At 72.2% G+C, this 24,039-nt stretch carries 15 protein-coding genes; 3 read left to right on the forward strand and 12 right to left on the reverse strand.

Going from position 1 to position 24,039, the window contains the following annotated elements; translation table 11 throughout:
* Positions 1-239: 239 nt before the first annotated feature.
* Complete coding sequence (locus ACOJUJ_RS24420) at positions 240-1,301, reverse strand: MraY family glycosyltransferase (protein ID WP_420129538.1); 1,062 nt, start codon at positions 1,299-1,301, stop codon at positions 240-242.
* 635 nt (positions 1,302-1,936) lie between these two features.
* On the opposite strand from ACOJUJ_RS24420, the gene ACOJUJ_RS24425 reads away from it, so the two are divergent.
* A complete protein-coding gene (locus ACOJUJ_RS24425) occupies positions 1,937-3,550 on the forward strand; it encodes an SLBB domain-containing protein (RefSeq protein ID WP_420129539.1) in 1,614 nt (537 codons plus the stop codon).
* A gap of 437 nt (positions 3,551-3,987) precedes the next feature.
* Here the strand turns inward: ACOJUJ_RS24425 and ACOJUJ_RS24430 are convergent, their stop codons facing one another.
* Both ACOJUJ_RS24430 and ACOJUJ_RS24435 read right to left on the reverse strand, forming a co-directional pair.
* The gene (locus tag ACOJUJ_RS24430) at positions 3,988-4,323 is read right to left on the reverse strand and encodes a hypothetical protein (protein WP_420129540.1); all 336 of its coding nucleotides are present in this window, start codon (positions 4,321-4,323) and stop codon (positions 3,988-3,990) included.
* The gene (locus ACOJUJ_RS24435) at positions 4,310-6,133 is read right to left on the reverse strand and encodes a carbamoyltransferase (RefSeq protein ID WP_420129541.1); all 1,824 of its coding nucleotides are present in this window, start codon (positions 6,131-6,133) and stop codon (positions 4,310-4,312) included. The genes ACOJUJ_RS24430 and ACOJUJ_RS24435 overlap by 14 nt, the downstream gene beginning before the upstream one ends.
* Positions 6,134-6,375: 242 nt before the next feature.
* Between ACOJUJ_RS24435 and ACOJUJ_RS24440 the strand changes: the two genes are divergently transcribed.
* Complete coding sequence (locus ACOJUJ_RS24440) at positions 6,376-7,374, forward strand: SGNH/GDSL hydrolase family protein (RefSeq protein ID WP_420129542.1); 999 nt, start codon at positions 6,376-6,378, stop codon at positions 7,372-7,374.
* Positions 7,375-7,730: 356 nt separating this feature from the next.
* The gene (locus ACOJUJ_RS24445) at positions 7,731-8,957 is read left to right on the forward strand and encodes a GumC family protein (RefSeq protein WP_420129543.1); all 1,227 of its coding nucleotides are present in this window, start codon (positions 7,731-7,733) and stop codon (positions 8,955-8,957) included.
* Positions 8,958-9,239: 282 nt separating this feature from the next.
* Here the strand turns inward: ACOJUJ_RS24445 and ACOJUJ_RS24450 are convergent, their stop codons facing one another.
* The 9 genes from ACOJUJ_RS24450 to ACOJUJ_RS24490 all read right to left on the reverse strand — a co-directional run bounded on the left by ACOJUJ_RS24450 (position 9,240) and on the right by ACOJUJ_RS24490 (position 23,996).
* Positions 9,240-11,366, reverse strand: a complete 2,127-nt coding sequence (locus ACOJUJ_RS24450; protein WP_420129544.1) for an acyltransferase family protein — start codon at positions 11,364-11,366, stop codon at positions 9,240-9,242.
* Positions 11,366-12,319 carry an NAD-dependent epimerase/dehydratase family protein gene (locus ACOJUJ_RS24455; RefSeq protein ID WP_420129545.1) on the reverse strand — a complete coding sequence of 318 codons (954 nt, stop codon included), beginning with the start codon at positions 12,317-12,319 and terminating at the stop codon, positions 11,366-11,368. Before ACOJUJ_RS24455 ends, ACOJUJ_RS24450 begins: the two co-directional genes overlap by 1 nt.
* A 34-nt stretch (positions 12,320-12,353) precedes the next feature.
* Positions 12,354-13,679: a glycosyltransferase gene (locus ACOJUJ_RS24460; RefSeq protein WP_420129546.1), complete on the reverse strand. Its 1,326-nt coding sequence runs from the start codon at positions 13,677-13,679 to the stop codon at positions 12,354-12,356.
* Positions 13,676-15,031 (reverse strand): hypothetical protein, encoded by a 1,356-nt coding sequence (locus ACOJUJ_RS24465; protein WP_420129547.1) that lies wholly within the window; start codon positions 15,029-15,031, stop codon positions 13,676-13,678. The genes ACOJUJ_RS24460 and ACOJUJ_RS24465 overlap by 4 nt, the downstream gene beginning before the upstream one ends.
* Positions 15,024-17,240 carry a heparinase II/III family protein gene (locus ACOJUJ_RS24470; RefSeq protein WP_420129548.1) on the reverse strand — a complete coding sequence of 739 codons (2,217 nt, stop codon included), beginning with the start codon at positions 17,238-17,240 and terminating at the stop codon, positions 15,024-15,026. Before ACOJUJ_RS24470 ends, ACOJUJ_RS24465 begins: the two co-directional genes overlap by 8 nt.
* 471 nt (positions 17,241-17,711) lie before the next feature.
* Positions 17,712-18,959, reverse strand: coding sequence for a glycosyltransferase (locus ACOJUJ_RS24475; protein WP_420129549.1), 1,248 nt, complete (start codon positions 18,957-18,959; stop codon positions 17,712-17,714).
* The gene (locus ACOJUJ_RS24480) at positions 18,956-20,467 is read right to left on the reverse strand and encodes a DUF362 domain-containing protein (protein WP_420129550.1); all 1,512 of its coding nucleotides are present in this window, start codon (positions 20,465-20,467) and stop codon (positions 18,956-18,958) included. Before ACOJUJ_RS24480 ends, ACOJUJ_RS24475 begins: the two co-directional genes overlap by 4 nt.
* Positions 20,468-20,475: 8 nt before the next feature.
* On the reverse strand, positions 20,476-21,837 hold the full coding sequence (locus tag ACOJUJ_RS24485; RefSeq protein ID WP_420129551.1) for a phenylacetate--CoA ligase family protein: 1,362 nt from the start codon (positions 21,835-21,837) through the stop codon (positions 20,476-20,478).
* Positions 21,834-23,996, reverse strand: a complete 2,163-nt coding sequence (locus ACOJUJ_RS24490) for a bi-domain-containing oxidoreductase (protein WP_420129552.1) — start codon at positions 23,994-23,996, stop codon at positions 21,834-21,836. Before ACOJUJ_RS24490 ends, ACOJUJ_RS24485 begins: the two co-directional genes overlap by 4 nt.
* Positions 23,997-24,039: the final 43 nt, after the last annotated feature.

Consider the following 24,039-nt stretch of genomic DNA (forward strand, 5'->3'; position numbering starts at 1 on the left):
CCGGGCTTTGAGGAGCCCCGTACGGCCTCCGAGGTGACTCTCAGAGGCTCATCGGCTGAAAATCGCGCCTTCCTCGCGCGCGCGAGGCGCGGCGGCCGTCGTTAGAGACTCAGAATGGAGTTTTGAAACGGCCTCTCCCTCAGAATGACACCGGGCCGCCCTGCCTGGACAGAACGCAGAGCCCCTCCCGCCGGACCGGCGGGAGGGGCTCTGCGTTCACCACGGGACGGCGCGGCGGCTCAGGGCGCGCGGCGCGGGGTGGTGGGACGGGGCTCGGCGCCCTCCTGGAACATGGGCTTGCGGCGCTCCACCATCACGTACGGCACCAGAAGCAGCAGCAGCGCGCCGGCAAACAGCGGCAGCAGCAGCGCCGGGCGCAGCCAGCCGAACACCGACACCACGCCCAGCCCCAGGTTGAGCACCACCACCCATCCGCTCACCCGCGCGTGGCTCATCCCGCTGCGCACGGCGCGCTGATAGGCGTGGTCGCGGTGCGCGGCGTACGGCACCTCGCCCGCCGCGGTGCGGCGCAGCAGGGTGACCGTGGCGTCCACCACGAACACGCCCAGCAGCAGCACCCACACCAGCAGCGGCACCCCGCCATCGTTTTCCGACGCCACGGCCAGCGTGCCGAACGAGAAGCCCAGAAAGCCGCTTCCCACGTCGCCCATGAAGATCTTGGCGGGCGCCCAGTTCCAGGCCAGGAACCCCGCGCTGGCCGCGGCCACCAGGAACGCCACCGACGCCAGCCCCCCGCTTCCCGACAGCAGCAGCAGCGCCCCGCCGATGACGCCGGCGCAGATCGCCTGCCCGCCGGCGATGCCGTCGATGCCGTCCATGAAGTTGTAGAGATTGGTCGCCCAGACGATCCCCAGCACCGCCATCAGCCCGCCGATGGGTCCCAGGTGTACCTGCCCTGTCCCGGTGGAGAACGAGGGAAGCCCGCCCACCAGGTAGACGGCCCACCCCGCGGCCACGCAGTGCACCACCGCGCGCACCGCCGCGTGCACGCCGCGCCGGTCGTCCAGCCAGCCGATCAGGGCCACCAGCCCGCCCCCGCCGATGAACGCGGCCGCCACGTCGTCGTCCAGCACGCCCACGGTGGAGGCCAGCAGCGCTCCGCCCAGCACCAGCAGCACGATGGCCACCCCCCCGCCGCGCGGCGTGGGGATGGCGTGCGAGCTGCGCGCGTTGGGCATGTCCAGGATGGCGTTCGCCAGCGCGAAGCGGCGGATCTGCCCGGTGATAAGCCAGCTCCCGGCCAGACTGACGACCAGTACGGTGAACAGAAAGAGACTCACGCGGCCGCTCCCGGGACACGGGATGCGCCGCCCCGCGCGGGGCTGGACGCGCGGCAGGCGGGACGCACCCGCCCCGGCCTGGTCAGTTCGTGAGGATCGCTCACCAGAAAAGTCTCTCCCGCGGGAGTTGATCGTTGAAGCACCGGATCGCGATGACCCGAGGGTTGCGACTGCGCTGATCCAGTGGCAGCTACCCGCGCGTCCGGCAGACTGCGACACCCGTACCGCGACCGAAACATGGAAATTTACACCATACTACATGATTCGCACCACCCCGCACCCCCCGTGCCGTGCGAACGGGTACCGCGCGGTACCCGGTGCGATACCGCCGCAGCAGAACGTATCACGCGTCACGATCCGCACAACTCGTGCATTTCCGAGGGTCCGTGCGGAGGGGAGTCTCATCCATCCACTGCCGATTGGCCCGTAATGTACGCTGATTGGCTTCCCGGCGCCATGGTCGCGTCCATCCGGGGGGTGGGCGTGGATCAGAATAACCCCAGGTGTGTGGTACTGCAACCCTCGGTCCACCGGGCCGGGTTGCCGCCCAACGCGGCTGCGGGTAGATTTGTAAGTTTATGCCGGACAACGACACCGCCGGTTTTCGCCACCGGCCGCACCCATACCGACGTCTCGTGATTCCAGGCAGATCTTCCTTCCGCGCCGCTGCGCTGCTGCTGGCGCTGGCGTTTTCGGCCGCCGCCGCGCCCGCCGCCGCGCAGGACCCGGCCGCCGCCGCGGACACCACCACCTCGCGCCTTCCGACCCGGCCGGCGGCCACCGGCACCGGCACCGGCGAGCGGGGGCCCCTGCTGGACGCGCCCGTAAGCCGCACCCAGTACCCGCTGGGTCCGGGCGACGTGGTGGACGTGGCCATTTTTGGCGACTACAACGAAGTGTTCAGCATTCCCGTGACTCCCGAGGGCTCGCTGGTGGTGCCCACCATCGGCATCGCGCGGGTGCTGGGGCTGAACCTGGACGCCGCCGAGGGCCGCGTGCAGGCGCTGGTGAACCGCTACTACCGCAACGCCGACGTGCGGCTGGCGCTGTCGCGGGTGCGCACCTTCAAGGTGTTCGTGGTGGGCGACGTTCCCGTCCCCGGAACGCGCGAGGCATCGGCCGCCACCCGGGTGAGCGAGGTGCTGCCGTCCGAGGAGCGCGGCGCCCCGGTGGTGCGCCGCAACGTGACGCTGCGGCGTGCCGGGGGCGAGGAGATGCGGCTGGACCTGCGCCGCTTTCTGCAGACGGGCGACGTGGCCAGCAACCCCACGCTGCGCGAGGGCGACGCCGTGATCGTTCCCACGGTGGACGAGCGGGTGGACGTGCTGGGCCGCCTGCGCTTTCCGGGGCAGTACGAGTACCGGCCCGGTGAAACGCTGGCGCAGCTGCTGGAGGTGGCCAACGGCGCCGCCGGGTTCCTGGCCAACGCGGCCGACACCGTGCGCCTGGTGCGCTTTCTGGATACGCAGAACCGCACCGAGCACGTGTTCACCCGCGCGCAGGCCGCCGGACCCGAGGGACAGCGCTTCGTGCTGCGCCCGTTCGACGCGGTGTACGTGCCCGAGGTGGGCAACTTCAAGCGCCAGCAGTCGGCCACCGTGCAGGGCGCGGTAATGCGCCCCGGCATCTACCCCATCCGCCAGGACACCACCACGGTGCGCGACCTGGTGGAAATGGCGGGCGGGTTTGCTCCCAACGCGTCGCTTACGGAAGCGACCCTGCGGCGCTCGCAGCCCGCCGCCAGCAACCGCAGCTCACTGCAGAACGTGCCCGCCGAGCTGCTGTCGGAAGACGAGCGGCGCCTGCTGCAGGTGCAGGCGCAGGGCGACGCGTCAACGGTGGTGGTCGACTTTGAGAACCTCTTCGCCGCGGGCGCGCAGGCGCTGGACGTGCCCGTGCGCAACGGCGACCTGCTGAGCGTCCCCGAGTCGCGCAACCAGGTGACGGTGCTGGGAGGGGTGCGCACCCCGGGGATCCTTCCCTACCAGCCCGGCCAGACGGTCTCGTACTACATCCGGCTGGCGGGCGGATACAGCCGCAACGCCGACGCCAGCGGGGTGCGGGTTGTCAAGGCGCGGCAGGGCACGCCCATGCACTGGCGCGACGTGCCGGAGCTGGAGGCGGGCGACACGGTGATCGTGCCGTTCAGCGAGCGGCGCAACTGGCTGGCCATGCTGCAGGGCCTTCAGGCCGTGATCGGCACGGTAAGCGGAATCCTGCTGGGGATCCTGGCGCTGCGCCAGATCTGATCGCACCTCCGCGAGGAACCAGGGGGCGCCGGAACCATCCGGCGCCCCTTTTCTCGTCCGTTCCGGCGTCTGGCTTCGGAAGAACGATCGGCTTCGGAGACCCGTAGACGGAGGAGAACCGCTGTCACGCGGAGGCGCGGAGATCGCGGAGGCGCGGAGAAAACATCCGCCTCCTCCGCGCCCCCCCAGGCTTCCGGCCGACGGAGAACAGCCAGAGGAACAGAGGTGAATCCGCATTCCTCCTCTGCTCCTCTGGCTGTTCCCTGTTCCTCTGTACCTTGACCTCTGTTTCCCGTAGTCACCACTTGAGGTGAGGTGTTTTGCCGGGTTTGGTATCGTCGTATCAACGGAATCTACGCATCTCCTCGTGAACCCGGCGGAACGAAAAAGGGCCGGCATGCAGGCCGGCCCTTCTCGTCCTTCGGATTCCCGCGCCGTCAGTACATGGCGTAGATGAACGGCGACACGTCCGGCGACTGCTCGTCGGCGGGGCGGGCCAGCGCGGCGGCCATCTCCAGCAGCGGGTCCACCAGCGCCACCAGCTCCGGATGCTCCGCCCACAGCTCGCGCAGGCGCACGGCGGTCGCGGCGGGATCCACCGAGTCAAGGTAGTCGCCGGCGTCGTCGCGGCGATGCCAGTAGGTGGGCGCCCCGGCATCGGGACCCAGCGGAAAGAACTCCACGCCCCGCGCGCGGAGCGACTGCGCGGCGGGCACCAGCTGCCCGGTAAAGAACGCTTCCAGCCGCGCCTGCGGATCGTCAGTCGAGCTCATATTCCTGCCTCCACGATTCGTCGTCGGGCACGGGGGGCTGCTCGCCCTTCAACAGGACGCAGTCCTCCAGCACCAGCATGTCCATCTCGGTGCGCATGAAGCAGCGGTAGGCGTCCTGCGGTGTGCAGACGATGGGCTCGCCGCGCACGTTGAACGAGGTGTTCACCACCACGCCGCACCCCGTCATCCGCTCGAACTCGGCGATCAGCGCGTGGTAGTCGGGCTTGTCGTCGGGGTGCACGGTCTGCACGCGGGCGCTGTAGTCCACGTGGGTGATGGCCGGAACGTCGCTGCGGGACTGCCGCACCACGGGCAGCAGGTCGTCGTCCCCCTCCGGAAGGGCAAAGGGAAGCCGGCGCTCCTCGCGCACCGGCGCCACCAGCAGCATGTACGGGCTTTCCTCGTCCAGATCGAAGTAGCGTGCGGCACGCTCCGCCAGAACCGAAGGGGCAAAGGGGCGAAACGATTCGCGGTACTTGATCTTGAGGTTCATCACCACCTGGGTTTCGGCGCTGCGCGGGTCGCCCAGGATGGAGCGGGCGCCCAGCGAGCGCGGGCCAAACTCCATCCGCCCCACCGCGTAGCCCACCACCTTGCCCTCCGCCAGCGCGCCGGCCACGGTCCGCGCCCGCTCGCCCTCGTCCACGGCGCGGTACGGATAGCCGTGCCGATCGAGAAACGCGCGCACCTCGCCCGGGCCGTAAGCGGGGCCCAGGTAGCTTCCCTGCTGCACGTCGCGCCCCGTGGGGTTCATCGGCCGCGCGTCGCCAAAGCGGGCGAAGGAGGCCTGCAGCGCGGCGCCCAGCGCGCCCCCCGCGTCACCCGCGGCGGGCTGGATCCAGATGCGGTCGAACACGCGCTCGCGCAGCAGGATGCCGTTGGCCACGCAGTTGAGCGCCACGCCGCCCGCCATCACCAGGTTGGGAAGCCCCGTCACCTCGCGGGCGTGGCGGGCGCAGCCCAGCACCGCCTCTTCGCACACCTTCTGGATGCTGGCGGCCAGGTCCATCTCGCGCCGGGTGATGCGCGACTCCGGCTGGCGCGCCGGCCCGCCAAAGAGCGCGTCGAAGCGCTCGTTGGTCATCCGCGCGGAATCCAGAAACCCGAAGTATTCGGTGTTCAGCCGGAAGCCGCCGTCGGGGCGCAGGTCGATCAGGTTGTCGCGGATGAGGTCGGCGTACACGGGCTGCCCGTACGGGGCCAGCCCCATCAGCTTGTACTCGCCGGAGTTGACCTTGAAGCCGCAGAAGTAGGTGATGGCGCTGTACAGCAGCCCCAGCGAGTGGGGGTAGTCGATCTGCTCCACGATGCGCAGCGACGACCCGCGCCCCTCGCCGATCGTCGTGGTGGCCCACTCGCCCACCCCGTCCAGCGTGAGGATGGCCGCTTCTTCGAAAGGGGACGGATAAAAGGCGGAGGCGGCGTGGGCGGCGTGGTGCTCGCTGAAGAGCACGGGCACGGGGTGGCCCAGCGCCTCCTGCAGCACCCGCGTCACCAGCAGCTTGGTGCCCAGCAGCCCGGCGCCGGCCTCAAGCCACTGCTCCCGCCCCCGCGGCGCCACGGCCAGCAGCGACTTGACCACGCGGTCCAGGGTAAGGAGCGGATGGTCGTAGAACACCACCGCGTCCAGCTCGGCGGGCTCGACGAACGCCTCTTCCAGGCAGTAGTTGATGGCCCCCCTGGGGAGCCGCGGGTCGTGCTTTCTGCGGGAAAAGCGCTCCTCCTGCGCGGCCGCCACGATGTGCCCGTCGCGCACCAGGGCGGCGGCGGAGTCGTGGTAGAACGCGGAGACGCCCAGAACGGTCGACATCAGCCGTTTGAAGTTCGCGTACGTGGATCCGGAGATACGCCGTGGCGCGGTACAGCCAGCGGCGGGAAAGCCGGTGAACATAGCCCGGATATGCAGGCGCCGCAAGGGAATGCGCGCGCTGGACAGCCGCTCCGCCCCGCTTTCAGAGGACGCGTCCGGGGGTGGCAGGCGGCGTCGGCGGCGGTTATCATCCCCCCGCCCGGCGCAGGCCGCGCCCCGGTTCACACTACCCGTTCCGTTCCATGAGCCGTCCGCTTTTCGAGTACCATCCGGTCCTGGGCTACCGCTTTGTCCCCGGGCTTAAGGCGCGGGTGCCGCACGAGGCGGGCGGGTACCTGGTGCGCGCCAACGCGGCCGGCTTTCGCTCGGAGCGCGAGTTCACCCCCGCGCGGCCGGAGGGCGCGTACCGGGTGCTGCTGTTCGGCGACTCGTTTACCGCGGGTGACGGGGTGAGCAACCGCGACCGCTACAGCGACCTGCTGGAGGGGCGGATCCCCGGACTGCAGGTGTTCAACTTCGGGCTGCCGGGGTCGGGGACGGACCAGCAGTACCTGGCGTGGCGGGAGATGGCGGGCGGGATCGAGCACGACCTGCTGGTGATCGCGGTGCAGGTGGAGAACATCCGCCGGGTGGCGGCGCGGCTGCGGACGTTCGAGGCGGAGGGCCGCGAGGTGGTGCTGGCCAAGCCGTACTTTACGCTGGAGGAGCACGGCGGCCTTTCGCTGCACCAGGTGCCGGTTCCCCGTGAGCCGCTGCGCCCGGAAGACGTGCCCCCGGACCAGCTGCGGCACCTGGACCGCGGCGGCGACCACGCGCTGGTGCGCAAGGTGGTAAACAAGCTGGGGGTGAAGGAGATGGTGCAGACCCTTACGCGCTACCAGCCGCTCCCCGCGTACGACCGCGCGGACCACCCGGACTGGCGGCTGATGCACGCCATCCTTTCCCGCTGGGCGGCGGAATCGGCCGCGCCGGTGCTGCTGATCCCCGTTCCGCTGTACCAGTACGTGGAAGAAACCAGCTCTTCCGAAGGCTACCAGCAGCGCTTTCGCGAGCTGGCCGGGCACACCGGCGCGATGCTGCACGACCCGCTCCCGGACTTTCACCGCCTGGGCAAGGCGGAGCGCCGGCAGCTGCGGTTCGCCCGCGACATCCATCCCACCCCCGCCTGGCACCGCGTCATGGCCGATTCGCTGGCGCCGCGCCTGGAGAGCCTGATGTCCGCCCCCCGCCCGGCAAGCTGATCGCCGGCGGCCCGTTGGCGCACTCGTGGCGAGTCCGAGCGAACACCCGCTGCACCTCCGGAACCGACATCTCACACGGGGTCAGCGGGGTCAACGGTTTTGATCTTTACCGTTGACCCGTTGACCCCGTGTGAGACGCGTGTGATGTGGCGCACGACGGACGCTATGGCGCGAGGCATCGGGGCGGACACGGGCGATGCGACTTGCCAGTGGAGCCCCGGCCCAGTAGCTTTTGTAAGTTTTTACCCATGACGAGCTTGGTGCGCGGCGGATAACCGGCGCGCGACGGTCCTGATCCCTGCAACTCCCCGCTCGCGGCGGTGCGCCCCACGCGTACGCCGCGGCCCTTGCGCCTGATGATCAAGCACAACGACGAAGCCGGAGGCCCGCCGCACGGCGACGAGATCCGGATCCTGGATTACGCCGCGGTGCTGCTGCACCGCTGGCGCATCATCGTGGCATGCACCACGCTGGCGGTGCTGGTGGGGCTGGCCATCGTAAAGCTCACGCCCCCGGTGTACGCCACGTCCACGGTGCTGGTCCCCTCGCCGGAACCGGGTGAGCGGTCGTCCATGATGTCGCAGCTGCCCTCGTTCGTCACCGCGCGGATGGGCGGCGGAGGTGGCGGCGTGGGGCAAAAGCTGGTGACCGGCATTCTGAACAGCCGCTCCCTGAGCGACTCGGTGATCGCCCGGGTGGCCGGCTCCGTCCCCGGCGCGGACAAGGGCGCGGTGACGAAGGTGCTGGCCAAGGGGACGCGCCGGAAGGTGAGCCCCACCGACGGGTCCATCACCATCGAGGTGGACGCGCCCAACCCGCGGGTGGCGGCGGCGGTGGCGGCGCAGTATCCCGGCCTCATCAACCAGTTCGCCACGCAGATGGTGGTGGACGCCGCCCGCAGCAAGCGTGCGGTGCTTGAGAACCAGCTGATCGAGGCGCGCGAGCGGCTGGCCAGCTCGGAGCAGCGGCTGCTGCAGGTGCAGCGCAGCACCGGCACCGCCGACGTGGAAGAGCAGGCGCGGCAGGGGATCCAGGCGGCCACGCAGCTGCAGCAGCAGATCCTGGCAAAGGAAGTGGAAGTGGCGCAGCTGCGCCGCACGCTGGCGCCGGGGCACCCGCGGCTGCAGGCGGGCGAGAGCGAGCTGGCCACCATGCGCCGGCAGCTGGACCGCGTCACCGGCGGCGGCGCCTCCGGAATCTACCCGGGCGCCCGCCAGCTTCCCAACCTGCGCGCGCAATCGGCCGGGGTGCTGCGCGAGTACGCCACCGACGAGCAGGTGTACATCGCGCTGAGCGCCGAGCTTGCGAGCGCCCAGGCCAGCCTGCGGCAGGACCTTGCCGTGGTGAGCGTGCTGGATCCGCCCGTGGTGCCCACGGCGCCCCGCAGCTCGCTCATGCGGGTGATGACGGCGGCGCTGGTGCTGGGGCTGGTGCTGGGGGTGATCCTGGCGTTCGTGCGGGAGTACATGGCGCGCGCGCGTCACGATCCGAACAACGAGCCGTTCCGCAACGCGCTGGACGGGTTCAAGAGCGACGTGGGCGGCCTGGTAGGCCGCCGCAGGCAGCCGACGCCGGCTCCATAGCGTCCGCAGACGCATCTCGTCGTCCGGACGGCGGCGGCCCCGCACCTTTCCAGGCGCGGGGCCGCTTTTCAATCCCAGACGAAACGGGCTTCAGACCCGATCCGGCAAACACCTCACCTCACGTCGGACTGCTGAAAACAGAGGTCAGGGTACAGAGGAACCGAGAACGGCCAGAGGAACAGAGGTGATCCGCGTTCGTCCTCTGTTCCTCAGGCCGTTCCCGGTTCCTCTGTACCTTCCGATGTTGTTGATCCGAATCGGCAGGAGAGGTGAGCTGCCGGATTACGGCACAGGCGCGGCGGGCGGGACCTGCGCGGCGCCGGGCGGGAGCAGGGGGAGGATCTCACGCTCCAGCGCGGGGGCAAGGCTCGCGCTGAAGGTGGCGGTGAGGTGGTGCGAGTCGTTGTACAGCACCATGCCGTCGCGCTCCGGGCGGCAGGGGGAAGCGCGGCAGATCGGGTCCGTCATCTCCACGTACCGCACCCCCGGCACCCCCGCCGCGGCACGCCGCTCCAGCCGCTCCGCCAGCTCCGACAGCGGATTGGTTTGCGCGAAGGTGCACGACCGCGCGCCGCGCCACCACGAGGTCCACGCCGAGCGTGCCAGGCAGTGGGGCACGTGCGCGTCAGGCCACGGCGTGTCGCGCAGCAGCACCACGGGAACCTGCGCCGCCTGGAACGCCGCCAGCGTACGCCGGGTGCCCGCCTCCCACTCCGCCGCGCGGATGCGCGTGTGCGTGGTGCCGCCGTCCGCCGCGTCGATGTAGTTGGTGGAGCTCGTCATCACCACAGCGTCCGGCCGGAGCGCGGCGAGCCGCGCAACGACCGCCTGCCGCCATTCGATGCACGCCCGCTCCACCCCGCCCAGCTGCCCCGCGGGGCGCACGGAAGCGGCCGCGCACCCCGCCTTGGTGAGCGACACCAGCTTCCACCCGTTCTCACGGGCCATCCGCTCCATCGCGGGGAACCAGCTGAGCGCGTGCGAGTCGCCAAAGAGGGCCACCGTCACCCGCCCCGCGGGGTCGCCGAACACGCACTCTCCCGCCTCCGTGCCAAAGAACGGCAGGTGGCACTCCGGGGGCACCTGCGGCTGATCCGTGCTGGCCCGGGTAAAGCGCGCCTGGGACGGATGCTCCTGCAGCCGCAGGGCCAGCTGCCGCCCCCCCACCGCCAGGGCAGCCGCCACCAGCGTGAGCCCCGCCGCCCCGGCCAGCGTAAGCACCGGGCGCGGGGCCAGGGCCCGGCTGTGGCGGATGGGGTTCTCCACCAGCCGGAGTGTCACGGCGGCCAGGCCCAGCGACAGCGCCACGCAGAGCAGGCGCAGCGGCGCACCGCCCCGCGGGAACGCCACCGCGGCCAGCACCAGCAGGGGCCAGTGCCACAGGTACCAGGAGTACGACACCCGCCCCACCCACTGCAGCCAGCCGACGCCCAGCACGCGTCCCACCCCCGCCGACGGATCGCGCGCGCCGGCCATCAGCACCAGTACCGTCCCCACCACCGGGATCAGGGAGATGAAGCCGGGGTGCCGGGTGGTGGGCCCAAAGGCCACGCCCGCACCCAGAACGGCCGCGAACCCGGCCCACGCCAGCGCGCGCGTCGCCCGCGCGGGGAGCCGGGACCAGGCACCCGCCAGCAGCAGCCCCAGCGCCCCCAGCGCGAACTCCCACGCCCGGGTGGGGGAGCCGAAGAACGCCCACGACTGGGCGAAGCGGCTCAACCAGAACACCGCCGCGAACGACGCCGCGCCCAGCACCACCGTCAGCGCCAGGAGCCGTGCCCGGCGCGGGGTTTCGCGGGCGCCGCGCAGGACCAGCGCCGCCAGCACGGGCCAGAACAGGTAGAACTGCTCCTCCACCGCCAGCGACCAGGTGTGCAGCAGCGGGCTGGGCGCCCCGTGCGAACCCAGGTAATCGGTGGACAGAAAGGCGAACCAGAGGTTGCTGGCGTACAGCGACGTCGCCGCGGCGGTGGTGGCCAGCGAGCGCTGCTCCATCGGCGAGTACACCAGCGCGCCCAGCAGCAGCGTGACCAGCACCACCAGCGCCGACGCGGGGAGCAGGCGCCGCGCGCGGCGGGCGTAGAACTGCACCAGGTTCACCCGGTCCGTCCGCTCCGCCTCCGCCAGCAGCAGGCCGGTGATCAGGTAGCCGGAAAGGACGAAGAACACGTCCACCCCCACGTATCCGCCCGCCGCCGCGGGGATCCCCGCGTGGTACGCGATCACCAGCAGAATCGCGACGCCGCGCAGCCCCTCGATGTCGGGCCGGAACCCGCCGGCGGCGGCGTGGGTGGGTCCCTTCCCCATCGCACGGGGAACGGCTTCCGTTCCCGCCACGGCGGGCGCGGGACCGGCGGGGAGCGGCGTCTGCGGGGCGGCGCCGGGGCGCACGGGGGGAACGCGCGGCATCATCCGCCCGTCCGGGAGAGGAGCGCGTCCAGCCGGGCGGCGGGCGCGTAGCCGGCCGCGCGGATGCGTGAATCGTCCAGCACCAGTCCCTCGAACAGCTTCCAGTAGTTGTCGCGGATGGACGCGCGGCGGGGCGCGGGGAGCGCGGCGGCCGCGTCCCACAGGGCCAGGCGCGCGAGCGGACGGGGAACCGACGCGCCGCGCGAGACGCCGTCCAGCGCGCCGACCACCCGCGCCAGCTCGTCCTGGGCGTAGGGCGCGCCGTCCGTCACGTTCCAGGCGCCCGGGGGCAGACCGCCCAGCGCCAGGCGCACCGCGTCCACCGCGTTGGCCACGGCGCACAGGCTGTGGCGCGGCGGGCGGCCGGGAACACGCAGCAGCACGCGGTCGCCCGTCCCCGGCACGTAGGCGCGCTTGCGCACGTTCAGCAGAAAATCCCCCGCGTACATCGCCGGAAAGCGCAGCATGGCGCAGGCGAAGCCCTCCGCGATCGCGGCGCGGCAGGCCTCCTCCGCGCGCGCCTTGCTGGTGCCGTACTCGCCGACGGGACGCAACTCCGCGTCCTCGGGCACCGCGCCGGTGCGCCCGGCGTCGCCGTACACCGACGCGGAGCTGAAGAAGACGAATCGTTCGGCGCCGGCCGCGCGCGCGGCGGCCAGCACGTGCCGCACCCCCTGGTGGTTCACCGCCTCGTACGCGCCGGCGGGAAGGGTGGACGCGCGCTTGTGCGCGATGGCGGCCAGGTGCACCACCGCGCGCGGCGGCGCGTCGAAGGAGGCGAACAGCGCGCGCACCGAACCCGCGTCCGCGATGTCGACCGGCCGCTCCCCTTCGCCGCGCGGCGAGCGGGTCGCGGCCGCCACCCGCAGCCCCGCGGCACGGAGCGCCGGGACCAGGGCGCGGCCCACGAAGCCGCCGGAGCCCACCACCAGCACGTCGGCGGGCGGGCTCATGCGAGGCCTCCCGGCACGGACCGCCGGACGCGCGTCATCGCGCGCACTCCAGCAGCCGCTCGTAGGCGCCCACGATGGCGCCGGGACGGTACGGGGCCAGGCAGCGCTCCACCGCCTCCGCGTCCGCACGGGCGCCGCGCTCCAGGAACGCCGCCACGGCCGCCACCGTCTCCGGCCCGTCGGGCTCGTGCGGGCCCAGCTGCAGCGCCGCCGGGTAGCCGGCGAAGAACTCCACCGACACGTCGTCGGCGGCGCCGGCCAGGTTCACCACCGGCCGCCCCGTCGCCACGTACTCCACCACCTTGCTGGGAAGCTGATAGCCGCTGCGGTTGCCCAGGTTCACCAGCGCCGCCGCCTCGCGCATGGCCGCGAACGCGCGGGCGCGGGCCACGGGGCCGTGCAGGAACACCCGCTCGCCCACGAGGTCGGCGTAGGGTTCGAACGCCGCTTCGCAGCCGTTGAGCGGTCCCACGAAGTGCAGTTCCAGCCGCGGCCCCACGGACGTGGCCAGCAGGGCGCGAAAGAGGGCCAGCAGCCGCTCCGGGGTGCGCAGCCGCGGGTGCAGCGTCCCCACGAACACCAGCGGCAGCCGCCCCGGCGCGGGGTCCAGCAAGCGCGCGCCCTCCGCCGGGGTCTCGGGAAGCGAGAGGAGCGGGGGGATGACGGTGACCTTGGCGCCGCTTTCGGGGAACACCTCCGCGTAGCGCGCCCGGGTCCCCTCGGTGGTGACGGAAACCGCGGCGGCGGCGCGCAGCAGGCGGCGCTCCGTGCGGTGGTTGAGGCCCGCGTACAGCCGGCCGTTGTTGGTGGGGGTGCCCACGATAAAGGCGAACGGGTCGCCCACGTCCATCACCCAGGGGAGCGAGGGGAAAAGCGCGTTGAGCCGCGCCCCCACCAGGTGGCCGGTGAACGGATGGGAGACGGTCACCAGCCGGTCGTATCCCCCGCCCCGCAGCAGCGCCGCGGCCCGGCGCGCGGCGGGCAGGTACCAGGCGCAGGCAAAGTCGGGCCAGTACACCTGCTTCCAGGTGCGGTCGTGCACCCAGCGCGCCGCGGCGCGCACCGCCGTCCAGGCCCCCGACGGCGTGCCGGCCCCGTTCCCGGCGCCCCCGCCGGCCGGCGACGGCACCGTCGGCGTTTCCACCCCCAGCCGGCGGCGCACCACCTCGCCCGCGCGGCCGCCGGCGCGGTGCACCGCCACCCCGTTGCGCACCTCGTCGCGGGGCGCGCCGGAAAGGGCGCCGCACACCACGTCCACCTGGTGCCCGCGCGCGGCGAGCGCCTCCGCCACCGCCGTCCAGCGAAAGGCGCGGGGGCTCTGGGCCGGCGCATAGTCGTGCGTCACCACCAGCAGCTTCATCCCGCCGCGACCTCCGCCCGGCGCCCCGCCCCCGGCCGCCCCGCGGCCTCCCACGCCATCAGCCCGTACAGCACCCCGAACACCAGCGGCATCTCCTCCGAATGCACCGTGAACATCACCAGCCACCCCAGGTAGGCGGCCATCAGCGGCACCAGCTCGGGGTCCTTGCGGTAGCGCCGCTGGCGCGCCAGCCCCGCCACGGGGAGCGCCAGCAGCGCCAGCAGCATCGCCAGCCCCACCACGCCGGTGGAGGACAGGACGTTGAAGTACAGGCTGAGGAACGAGACGCTGATGTCCGAGCCCAGCGAGTTGGCCAGGCGGATGTTGGCGTTCCCCACCCCCTCGCCCACGAAGGGAAGGGGGCGCTCGGCCATGTACTCGAAGGTGGAGGAGCGGTTGGACTGCCCCATCCCCCCTTCCAGGATGGGGACCACGCGGTCGGTGATCACCTCCACCAGGTCCGCCGCGTTCTCGCCCCGTCCCACGGCAAGAAAGCCGAACAGCACCATCGCCAGCGCCAGCGCGGCGCTCAGCCGCAGCGCCAGCTTGAGCGCTCCGGGGCGGAACGGGTTGGAGAGCACCAGCGCGCCCGCCAGCCCGGCGACGATCCCCAGGATCCCCGTCAGGCTGCCGGTAAGCAGCATGGCCACCGACATCACGCCGGTGTGCACGTAGCGCCCCCGGCCCCGCCAGCCAAAGCTGGCGAACAGCGGCAGCACCAGCCACTCGGCCAGGTGGCTGGGCTCACGGAACGTGCCCATGGCGCGGTGAAAGGCGTACGCGAACGCGGTCGCCTGCTCGCCGCCGCCGGTACCCATGCGCGTGCGCCCGGGCTCCCACCAGCCGTTCACCTGCGCGAAGTAGATGTAGATGGCGGCCGCGGCGCACACCGTCCCCGTCCACACGATGTACCGCATCAGCGCCGCGCGGTGCCCCTCGCGCAACAGCCAGTACACCAGGGTCACCGCCGCGGCAAAGGTGAGCAGCGCCAGAAAGCGCAGGGCCAGGTAGATGGGGTACGGTGCCGAGGCCAGCGGGGGCATCCACGCGCCGTAGGGAAACAGCATCAGCCGGCCAAAGGTGACGATCGCCGCCCATCCCACGAACGCGGCGAACACACCCAGGCCGGGCGCGGCCGGGACCCCGCGGTCCAGCATCAGCAGCCCCACGACGCCCAGCAGAAAGAACTGGGTAAGCCACTGCGCGGGGAACGGCCCCAGCGCGTAGGCGCCCAGCGCCGTCCCGGCGAACACCAGCCGGAACGCCATCACCCCGGCGCGGTCGTACGTCGCCACGCCGATGCGCTCCAGCGGCACGCCGGCGGTGGCGCGGGGAAGCACGGCCTCAGGCATGCCGCACCCCATAGGCGGGGGAGAACGGCGGCGGCTCCGGCGCGGACACAAGCGTCCGCCCGGCGTCGGTCACCCGGACCTCCCCGTCCACGACCTCGACCATGCGATAAACGGGCTCACCCCAGCCGCGGTACGTTCCCGCGAAGCCGCGTGGCCCAAAGTACAGGCACTCTCCCCGTACCATCTGCCCCAGTTGAAAAAGCCCGCGGTCCAGCGGGGCCGGTTCGCCCTCGCCTCCCAGGGGCACGTGGTGCGCCCGCGCCGAGCGGTACTCGTTGCGCCGCGCCGGCAGCGCCGTGTACAGGTAGGTCCCGGGATCCCGCACCGGCTGCACCCCCTGCACGTGCAGCTCGACCGCGAGCTGGTCGTTGTGCGCGTGCGCGCCGTTCTCGTCCTGTCCCCGGCCGCCGCAGCGGACGGCCAGCCAGGGACCGGCAAACCGTAGAATATACACCCCGAACCACGGGTATGCACAGCGCTCCGGCGCGCCCGCGTCGGGCGGCAGCGGAAGGGTCCACGTCCGCGTCCGCATCCCCGGCGCCTCCATCGCCGCGCGCGCGCGCGCCCACTCCCCCTCCGTTCCCACGGCCGCCTCCGCCGCCGCGGCGGAGCCCTCGCGCGCCGCGGCGGCGAAGCGCGCCCCTCCGGCCAGGGCGCGGACGACCTCCCGCTCCGGGTGGCCGGGCGCGAACGCGGCGAAGTCCGCACGTCCGAACAGCCCGTCGATGGCGGCCACCAGGTGCCGGTGGTCCAGCACGTCCTCTTCCCGGTACACGGAGCCGTCCGGCAGCCCGTCCCACCCCGCCAGGCTCGCAAGCCGGCGCCGCACCCCCTCGACGGGGACCGTCCGGACCGCCGGCCACAGCTTGAACAAGCGGCCGCTGTCGTTGTCCCCCACCGGGTGCACGCGGCCGTCGCGCTTCGTCAGGTCGCGGGTGAACTCCGCCATCCGCTGCAGCCGCTCCACGTGCGCCGGGCCGAACGGCGACGTCCCGCCGCCGCCGGGAAGCGGGTGCGGCGGAACCGGCGCGGGGCGCAGCCGGGGGCGGGCGCGGTGCCGCGCGGCGTCGTACTCCGCCAGCGCGGCGCGCTTCTCCGCCCCCAGCCCCAGCACCAGCGCGGTGGCGTACACCACCATCTCCGCGGACAGGCGGTGGTAGACGGTGGACGATTCAAAGCAGGCGCCGTCGGGCGTAAACTGGTGCTCCGTCTCCCCCACCAGCTCCTGCACGGCAAACGCGAGCCACGCGTCCGTTTCCGGTGTCCGCGGCAGGTACGCCGCGGCGAACAGAAGGCCGGCCACGTCCGCCAGGTAGTGGTTGCCGCGCGCGCCGCCGTTCCACTCCAGGTGGCGCACCAGGTACGCGCCGTGGGCGTGTACGGAGCGCGCCAGCTCCGCGCGAAAGCCGTCGTCGAACTCCGCGCCCGCCGCCCGGAACAGGTCGTACGCCACCACCCAGTTGGCCACGCGGATCCCCACGTCCATCGCGGTGGTCCAGTTGACTCCGAAGCGCGGCGGGTTGGTGGCGACAAAGTCCAGCACCTGGTTGCGGAACTCGCGCGCGTAGCTCTCCGGGGACGTGAACCACGGCTCCCCCGCCGCCGCCAGGGCGTGCGCCCAGGCCAGCTGCGGCAGGTGCTGCATCCGCGCCAGCTCCCACGGCACCTTGACGTCCACCCCCGGCCGGTCGCCGTAGCGGATGCGGCCGTGCCAGCTGGATTCCGCCCACCGGTGCCCGGACTTGAAGTCCAGCTGCCAGTCGATCGGCCGGTACCCCGCGTCCACCATCCGCCAGATCCGCCGCGACTCCTTCAGGTTGCCCGGGTCGATCCGCCCGCGCAGCCACTCCCCCTCCCCGTCCGCGTCCACCGGAGGTCCGGAGGGGTACACGTGCCCCTCCACCCCGGCGCAGCGCATCCCGTGCTCCACCCGCACCCAGCCCGAACCCAGCAGGTCAAAGCGGTGCTCCCGGTACAGCTCCGCCAGCGCCCCGACGTGCGCGCCGTCGCGAAGGACGTCCAGCGGAGGAAGCTGGAAATACCGGTACGGCAGCTCCGGCGGCATCGACGCGGGGAGTGGCGCAAAGGTGCCGCCGCGGTCCCGCCGCTCGTCCCACGCCGCGCGCGCCCGGCGGGCGGCGAACGCCCCCACCCGCCGCGCCGCGTGGACGGGTCCCGCCGCCAGCAGCCCGCGCGCGCGTCGGATCACGCCCACGAGGGGAGGCGGCGTTCGATGGACGGGTGGCTCATACGGATTTAACGAATGACCAGAGTCGGAGAAGCGTGCCGCTCACCTCGATCGCGGAGTTGGCGGATGGTTTCAGGGACGCGCATCAGGTGGTGCGAACGGCTGGCTTTCCAGCATTGGGGAAACCGTCGAGCGATCCGCATCCCTCCCCCAAAAAACGCGGATGGCCCCCTGCCGCATTCCATCTACCTCCCGTTCCCGACGCCTCTACAAAAGAGTGTGCCGCGTCGACATCCCCACGTGCACCCGACACCTGGGAATCCACCTTCACTCCGGAATCGGAGGAATCGGCACGAGAAAACTCTGTGGACTCTGCTAACTCTGTGTGAGGCCATTCTTTTGGCGGACTCGGCGCCCCATGGGTAACGGTACGAGAAAACTCCGTTGACTCCGTTGACTCCGTGTGAGACCCGTTCTTTGGTGGATTCCGCCTCACGACCCGGCCAGGTCGCGGTAAAGCGCCTCCAGGACCGGCTCGTACGCCTCGGAGTTCATGCTGCGCGCCACCTGCAGCGCCGCCTGGCTCATCCGATCCCAGGCCCCCGGCGACTCCCAGATGGCGCGCGCCGCGGCGGCGCATCCCTCCACCCCCGTAAACGCGGCGCCTGCTCCCGCCGACGTGGCGATGCCGGCCATGTTCTCGTACTGCGCCTCCAGCAGCATCGGCACGCCCAGCGCCATGTACGAAAAGAACTTGTTGGCGGAGGCGATGCGGTTGATCCCGGTGGGAAGCTTTTCCTCCATCGCCAGGGTGAGCCCCACCGCGCCCGGACCCACGAAGCGCAGCAGCTCGCGGTCGCCCTGGTAGCGGCCGTGGAAGGTGATGCGATCCTCCACCCCCCGCGCCCGCGCGTACGCCCGCAGCTCGTCCGCGTAGCCGGGGTCGGTCACGTCGCCCAGCACCGAGAACTCCGCGTCCGTCCCCTGCGCGCGCAGCCGGGCCAGCACGTCCACCACCAGCTCCAGGCGGCGGATGCGCATCACGTGCCCCGCCCACACCAGCTGCGGGCGGAACTCCCGGCGCCCGAACGGGGCCGCGGAGGGTGCGTCGCGCACGTTCTGCACGACCAGCGTGCGCTGGATCCCCAGCTCGCGGCGCGTCCACTCCGCCTGCCCGGGTGAGATGCAGACCGCCACGTCCACCGCCCGCGCCATCCGCCGCAGCCGCGGCATCCACGCCGCCATCGCCGGGCCGTAGAGCGCCCCCACGTTGCGCACCGACGCCGCCACCTCGTCCGGGATCCAGTCGTGGTAGTCGAATACGATGCGGGCCTCGGGAAGCGCGCGGCGCACCCGCGCGGCCAGCATCAGCCCCAGAATGCCGGACTCGTGCACGTGCACCACCGCCGGCGCCAGCGCGCGCGCCTGCTCCGCGATCCGGTTGGCGTACACGTAGCGGGTAAGCCGCGCCAGGCCGCGCACGCGGGGCCACGCGGGCAGCTCCACCACCTCCACCTCGCGCCCTAGCCGCGCCGCGATGCGCTCGCGCGCCGAGGGGAGCGAGTCGCGCACCACGTCGCGGTCCAGCGCCAGCTCGCAGCGGTAAAAGGCGTTCGCCGCCTGCACCGTGCGCAGCACCCGCTCGTCCCACACCGAATGGCCGGGGGCCAGCGTCAGCAGCAGCGGCCGCCGGTCCGGGTGCGGCGCGTCCCTGCGCACCGCCGCCGCCCCCCCGCTCACGCCGCCGCCTCCACCGGCGCCGCCGGCTGCACCTCCAGCTGTCCCACCCACCCCGGGTGCGGGCAAAAGCCCAGCAGCGGCTCGCGCCCGGCGAACATCTCCCGCACGGCGGGGTCGTGCGCGCGAACCCGGATCTCGTCCAGGCCGCGGACGCCAAAGTCCCACCCGCCCGGCTCGCGCAGGATGGAAAACTGCCGCAGCCGCAGCGGATCGAAGCCCATCAGCCGCGTCGCCACCAGGTCCACCGCCAGCGGGTTCACGCCGGCGACGATGCACCCGGCGGGGCGGGCGTCCGGCGACAGCGGCCCGTCCCCCTCACCCCCCACCACGCCGTCGATCAGGCAGAACGCCCGGCGCTGGGGGGTGCCATGCAGGGCGCCGTCCGCGCCGGCGAAGCGGAACACCTTCAGCAGGTCAACCGCCATCCGCCACGCCGTGTCGTTGCCGTGCCAGTTGCCGCCGTCGAACGCCACCGCCTGCTGGGAGACGCGCACGAACGGCTTGAGCACCCGCCGGTAGGTGTGGCGGATGCCGCCGTACACCGCGTCGGCCACGCGCGAGCGGCGGGCCAGCAGCGTGTCGTACAGAAAGCGCTGGCCGCGCACCAGCCAGCGGTCCCTGCCGCCCAGCGTGTCGGGAAGCTGGTCGCCGCCCTGCGAGGGGGTACCCAGCCGGTAGTGCACCAGGTAGTTCTTGTTGGTGTTGATCCCCACCAGCCCCTTCACGTTCAGCGTCACCCCCACCTTCTTGTGCACCTTGAGCTTGGGGATCGAGATCACCACGTCGGCGGAAAGGACCGTCCGCGACACGGAGTACTCGTGCACCTGGCCGTGGTGGTGGCGGATGGTCTCGTTGCGGTCGTAGTCCGCGCCGTAAAAGCGGTCGTGCCGCTCGATCCCCGCGAAGTGGCTCCCGGCGCCCAGGTCCACGATCACCGAACCCAGCGGGTCGCCCGGAAGGGTGCGGCGGTTGGTGGAAAGGGGCGCCTGGTCCGGGTCCGCCACGCAGAAGTCGCGCAGGTCCATCACCTCCAGCGGCACGGACGCCTGTTGCGCGTAGAACGCCTGCACCTCCGGCAGCCGCGTGGCCTCCATCAGCTGCGCCCAGTCGCAGTCCATCTGCGGCGCGTCGGCGATCAGGATGCGCCCGCGCCCCCGCAGGGCAATGCACACGTAGTCCGCCACCGCGCGCAGCACGGAGGGGTGGGTGATGGCGCTGAACAGCTCGCCCCCGCGCCCGTGCCGGCTGACGACGAAGTTCGGCTTGAGCAGCACCGTGTCGCCGGGGCGAACCAGGCCGCCCAGCGGATTCCACTCCGCGGTCCCCGCGCGCTCCGCGTCCAGCCCCAGCAGCACGAACGTCTCGCGCACGCCGCGGTAGGCGGGGTTGTCCTCCGCGCCCACGGCGCCGGGAAAGGGCGACTCGGGGTACGCCTCCGACGGGTGATAGGGCGCCCGGGCGCAGTACGCCCCGCGCCCCAGGCTGACGGCGACCTCGTTCTCTCTCATCTCCACGCTCACTGCGTCACCGGGCGGGCGGCCTCGGAGACGATCCACCGGAACTTGCAGGCGGCGGTCAGCGGGATCTCGTCCACCATCTCGAAGCTCACGGGGACCGACTCGCCCAGCATCCGCCCGAAGTCCCGGCGCAGACCGGCACACTCCGCCTGCACCCCCTCCGCCGGCCCGCCGGCCCGCACGCAGCGCAGGACGATGGACCGGTCCGCCCGCTGCACCACCTGCACCTGGCGGATGTGGCGCAGGTGCTTGAAGGGAAAGGTCACCACCGCGGGGGGGATGATCTCCCCCTTCGCGTCCACCAGGTAGTCCTCCATCCGCCCCCCGATCCGCTCCACCCCCGGCGTCAGCCCGCGCCCGCAGTGGGGGCAGGGGGCGTCGGAGCGGTCCAGCAGCACGTCCGGGATCCGGTAGCGGATCACGGGGGTGGCCCGGTTGATCAGCCCGGTGCCGATCACCTCGCCCGCGGGGCCCTGCTCCAGGTGCCCGTACAGGGGAAGAAAGTGGTACGCGCGCCGGGTCTCGCACCAGGCGCCCAGCACCACCTTTTCCGCCTGCCCGTAGTGCGCCATGAGCGTCTGGGGGGCGATCACCTCGTCGATGACCTCCGTCTGCCAGTCAAAGACGTTCTCCGACGCCAGCAGCACGCCGCGCGGCGGACGCGCCAGCCGCAGCCCCCGCTCGCGCATCAGCGACGCCAGCTTGGCCAGGGCGCTGGGGTAGCCGTGCAGAAAGCGTACGCGCATGCGGTCGATCAGCGCCACCATCTCGGGCAGGTGCGCCTCCATGTTCACCACGGAAAGCCGCACCACCCGGTGGTCGGGGGAGTGGCGCACCGGCTCCACCTGAAAGCCGCGCAGCTCCACCCGCACGTCGCCGGGACGGTAGCCGGCGCGCGCCCACTGGTGAAAGATGGCGGCCTGCTCCATGGCGTCGCCGGCACGGTCCACCGTGAACTGAAAGGCGGTGCCGCTGGTGCCGCTGGTGCTGGCCGGCACGGCCCCGCGCAGGGGCACCCGCAGGTCCGGCGCGGTGGCCAGCTGCTCGCGCTCCACCACGGGAATGCGCCGGGCAAAGTCGTCGGGGGTGCGGATGTCGCGCGGGTGCACGCCGTGCTCGTCGTACAGGCGGCGGTAGAAGCCGCTGTGCCCGTACGCCCAGTGCAGCATCTCCTGCACGCGGGCGAACTGCATCTCCGCCAGCCGCTCCGGCGGCAGGTGCTGCGTCTCGTCCAGCAGCCGGTAGAAGTCCCAGAACGCGCTTCCCTGCCGCCACCCGTACGGCACGGCCGACACGGCGCGGCGGTACAGCTGCTCCAGCGCGGGGCTGCTCTTGACCGCCCGCACCAGCGCCTGCCTCACGCCGCGCCCTCCACGGCCGCGGGAGCGATCTGCGCCTCCACGGCAAACGCGATCTCCATCGCCTGCAGCTGCTGCCAGAGCGGGATCGGCCAGGGCCCGCCGCCGCGGATCGCCTCGCCAAACGCCCGCAGCTCGTCCTTCTGCCCCTTGTCCGCCCCGCGCAGGGTGATCCCCGGCGCCTTCGAGCCGGCCACGGAGAGGGTCAGGTAGTCGTCCAGCGACGCCACCACGCCGTCCGCGAACAATTCCATCCGCTCCTTGGGGTGGGCGGACGAGCCCAGTGCCGTGTACGTCAGCGTCGCCACGGAGCCGTCCTCGAACCCGATCGTCGCCGCGAAGTTGTCGCGCGGGGAGTAGTAGCCCGTGCGCGGCACGATGGCGCGCGCGGAGACGGAGGCCACGGGCGCGTCGGCCAGAAAGGTGAACAGGTCGTAGATGTGGCACGCCTCGCCGACGTTGCGGCCGCCGCCCTCGGGACCGTGCACCCAGTGGTCCAGGGGGATGTGCCCCGCGTTCATCCGGTAGTCCACCATCATGGGGTTGGACCGGCCGCGCGTGAGCTCCGCCAGCCGCCTGGCGAACGGCGAGAAGCGGCGGTTGAACCCCGTCAGCAGCACCGGCTTCCCCTCTCCCCCGCCCGCGTAAAAGGCGCGGAAGCGGTCCAGCTCCTCCGGCGTGAGCGCCATCGGCTTTTCCAGCAGCACGTGCTTGCCGGCCGCCAGCGCCTGCAGCGCCATCTCCGCGTGCAGGTGGTGGCGCGTGGCGATGATCACCGCGTCCACCCCGTCGTCCGCCAGCACCTGCGCGTAGTCCGTGGCCGCGTACGCCGCGCCGAACTCCTTTGCCGTCGTCGACGCGTTGTGCCCCGTGCGGCTGACGATGGCCTGCAGGTGAAACAGGTCGCCCAGCGCCTGCAGGTTGGGCAGGTGCATGGCCCGCGCGAACGCGCCCGCGCCCACCACCGCCATGCCGATCTTTCCGGCCTTGCGCGGCGGCGCCGCGGGGTTCTGGACGACGCGCGCGGGGGAGCCAGCCTCGGCGGACTGCGGATACTCCAGCAGCACCATCAGCGGCTTGGCGCCGGGCTGCTCCAGCCGCGCGTACGCCTCCTCCGCCCGCGCCACGGGATACGTGGCCTCCACCAGCGTGCCCACGCGGACGCGCCCGTCGGCCATCAGCCGCAGGTACTCGGACAGGTTGCGGTTCTCCGTCCAGCGGACGTAGGCCACGGGGTACTCCAGCCCCTCCTCCTCGTACCGCGCGTCGTAGCGCCCGGGGCCGTAGGAGGTGGAGACCAGAAAGTCCAGCTCCTTGGCGTAGATGTCGCCGCGGTCGATGTCCAGCCCCACGTCGCCCACCAGCACCACGCGCCCCTTGCGGCGGCACATGCGAAAGGCGCTGGAAAGCACCTCGTTCCCCGGCGCGGCGGCGGTGATGATCACCCCGTCCGCGCCGATGCCGTCGGTGAGCCGCGCCACCTGGTCCACGGTGCGCCCGCCCTCCGGCTGCAGCCCCAGGTCCATCCCCAGCTCCAGCGCCTGCTTCACCCGCGCCGGGTCCGGGTCCGTGCCGATGACCCGGCAGCCGTTGGCGCGCAGCAGCTGCGCCGTCAGCTGGCCCAGGATGCCCAGGCCGACGACGACGAAGCTTTCGCCCAGCGTGGGGGTGGCGCGGCGGACGCCCTGCAGGGCGATGGCGCCCAGCGTGACCGTGCTGGCGTGCGCCATGTCCAGCCCCTGGGGGACGGGGACCACCAGGTTGCGGGGGACGCTGATGTACTCGGCGTGGTGCGCGCTCTGGGCGCCGGCGCACGCCACCCGGTCACCCGGGCGCAGGTCCGCGATCCCCTCGCCCACCTCCACCACGATCCCCGCGGCGGAGTAGCCGGTGGGAAGGGTGGCGCCCACCGTCCGCCGCACGGTGTCGCGCGTCTTTCCCAGGCCGTCGCGGGCCACCATCTCCGCCACCTGCTTGACCTTGGCGGGCTGCGCCAGGGCGCGCTTCCACAGCGGCGCTCCGGTGGCGCGAATGCCGCTCATCTCCGTGCCGATGGAGATGCACGAGTGCAGCACGCGCACCAGCACGCGCCCCGGCTCCACCTGCGGCGCGGGGACGTCGTCCACCATCGCCCGGCCCTTCTGCACCAGTACCTGCTTCATCTGCTCCACATAAGTCCAGGTTCCGTCCACGCGGAACCGATAC

This window comes from Longimicrobium sp., from assembly GCF_048594345.1.
In the GTDB taxonomy this organism is placed as follows: Bacteria; Gemmatimonadota; Gemmatimonadetes; order Longimicrobiales; family Longimicrobiaceae; genus Longimicrobium.

Coding starts and splice junctions, on each gene's coding strand:
- ACOJUJ_RS24460 (WP_420129546.1), bottom strand. CDS start 13,679: ATGAAGCTGCTGGTGGTGACGCACGACTATGCGCCGGCCCAGAGCCCC.
- ACOJUJ_RS24450 (WP_420129544.1), bottom strand. CDS start 11,366: ATGCCGCGCGTTCCCCCCGTGCGCCCCGGCGCCGCCCCGCAGACGCCG.
- ACOJUJ_RS24430 (WP_420129540.1), bottom strand. CDS start 4,323: ATGAGCTCGACTGACGATCCGCAGGCGCGGCTGGAAGCGTTCTTTACC.
- ACOJUJ_RS24480 (WP_420129550.1), bottom strand. CDS start 20,467: ATGAGAGAGAACGAGGTCGCCGTCAGCCTGGGGCGCGGGGCGTACTGC.
- ACOJUJ_RS24435 (WP_420129541.1), bottom strand. CDS start 6,133: ATGTCGACCGTTCTGGGCGTCTCCGCGTTCTACCACGACTCCGCCGCC.
- ACOJUJ_RS24445 (WP_420129543.1), top strand. CDS start 7,731: ATGATCAAGCACAACGACGAAGCCGGAGGCCCGCCGCACGGCGACGAG.
- ACOJUJ_RS24455 (WP_420129545.1), bottom strand. CDS start 12,319: ATGAGCCCGCCCGCCGACGTGCTGGTGGTGGGCTCCGGCGGCTTCGTG.
- ACOJUJ_RS24440 (WP_420129542.1), top strand. CDS start 6,376: ATGAGCCGTCCGCTTTTCGAGTACCATCCGGTCCTGGGCTACCGCTTT.
- ACOJUJ_RS24465 (WP_420129547.1), bottom strand. CDS start 15,031: ATGCCTGAGGCCGTGCTTCCCCGCGCCACCGCCGGCGTGCCGCTGGAG.
- ACOJUJ_RS24490 (WP_420129552.1), bottom strand. CDS start 23,996: ATGAAGCAGGTACTGGTGCAGAAGGGCCGGGCGATGGTGGACGACGTC.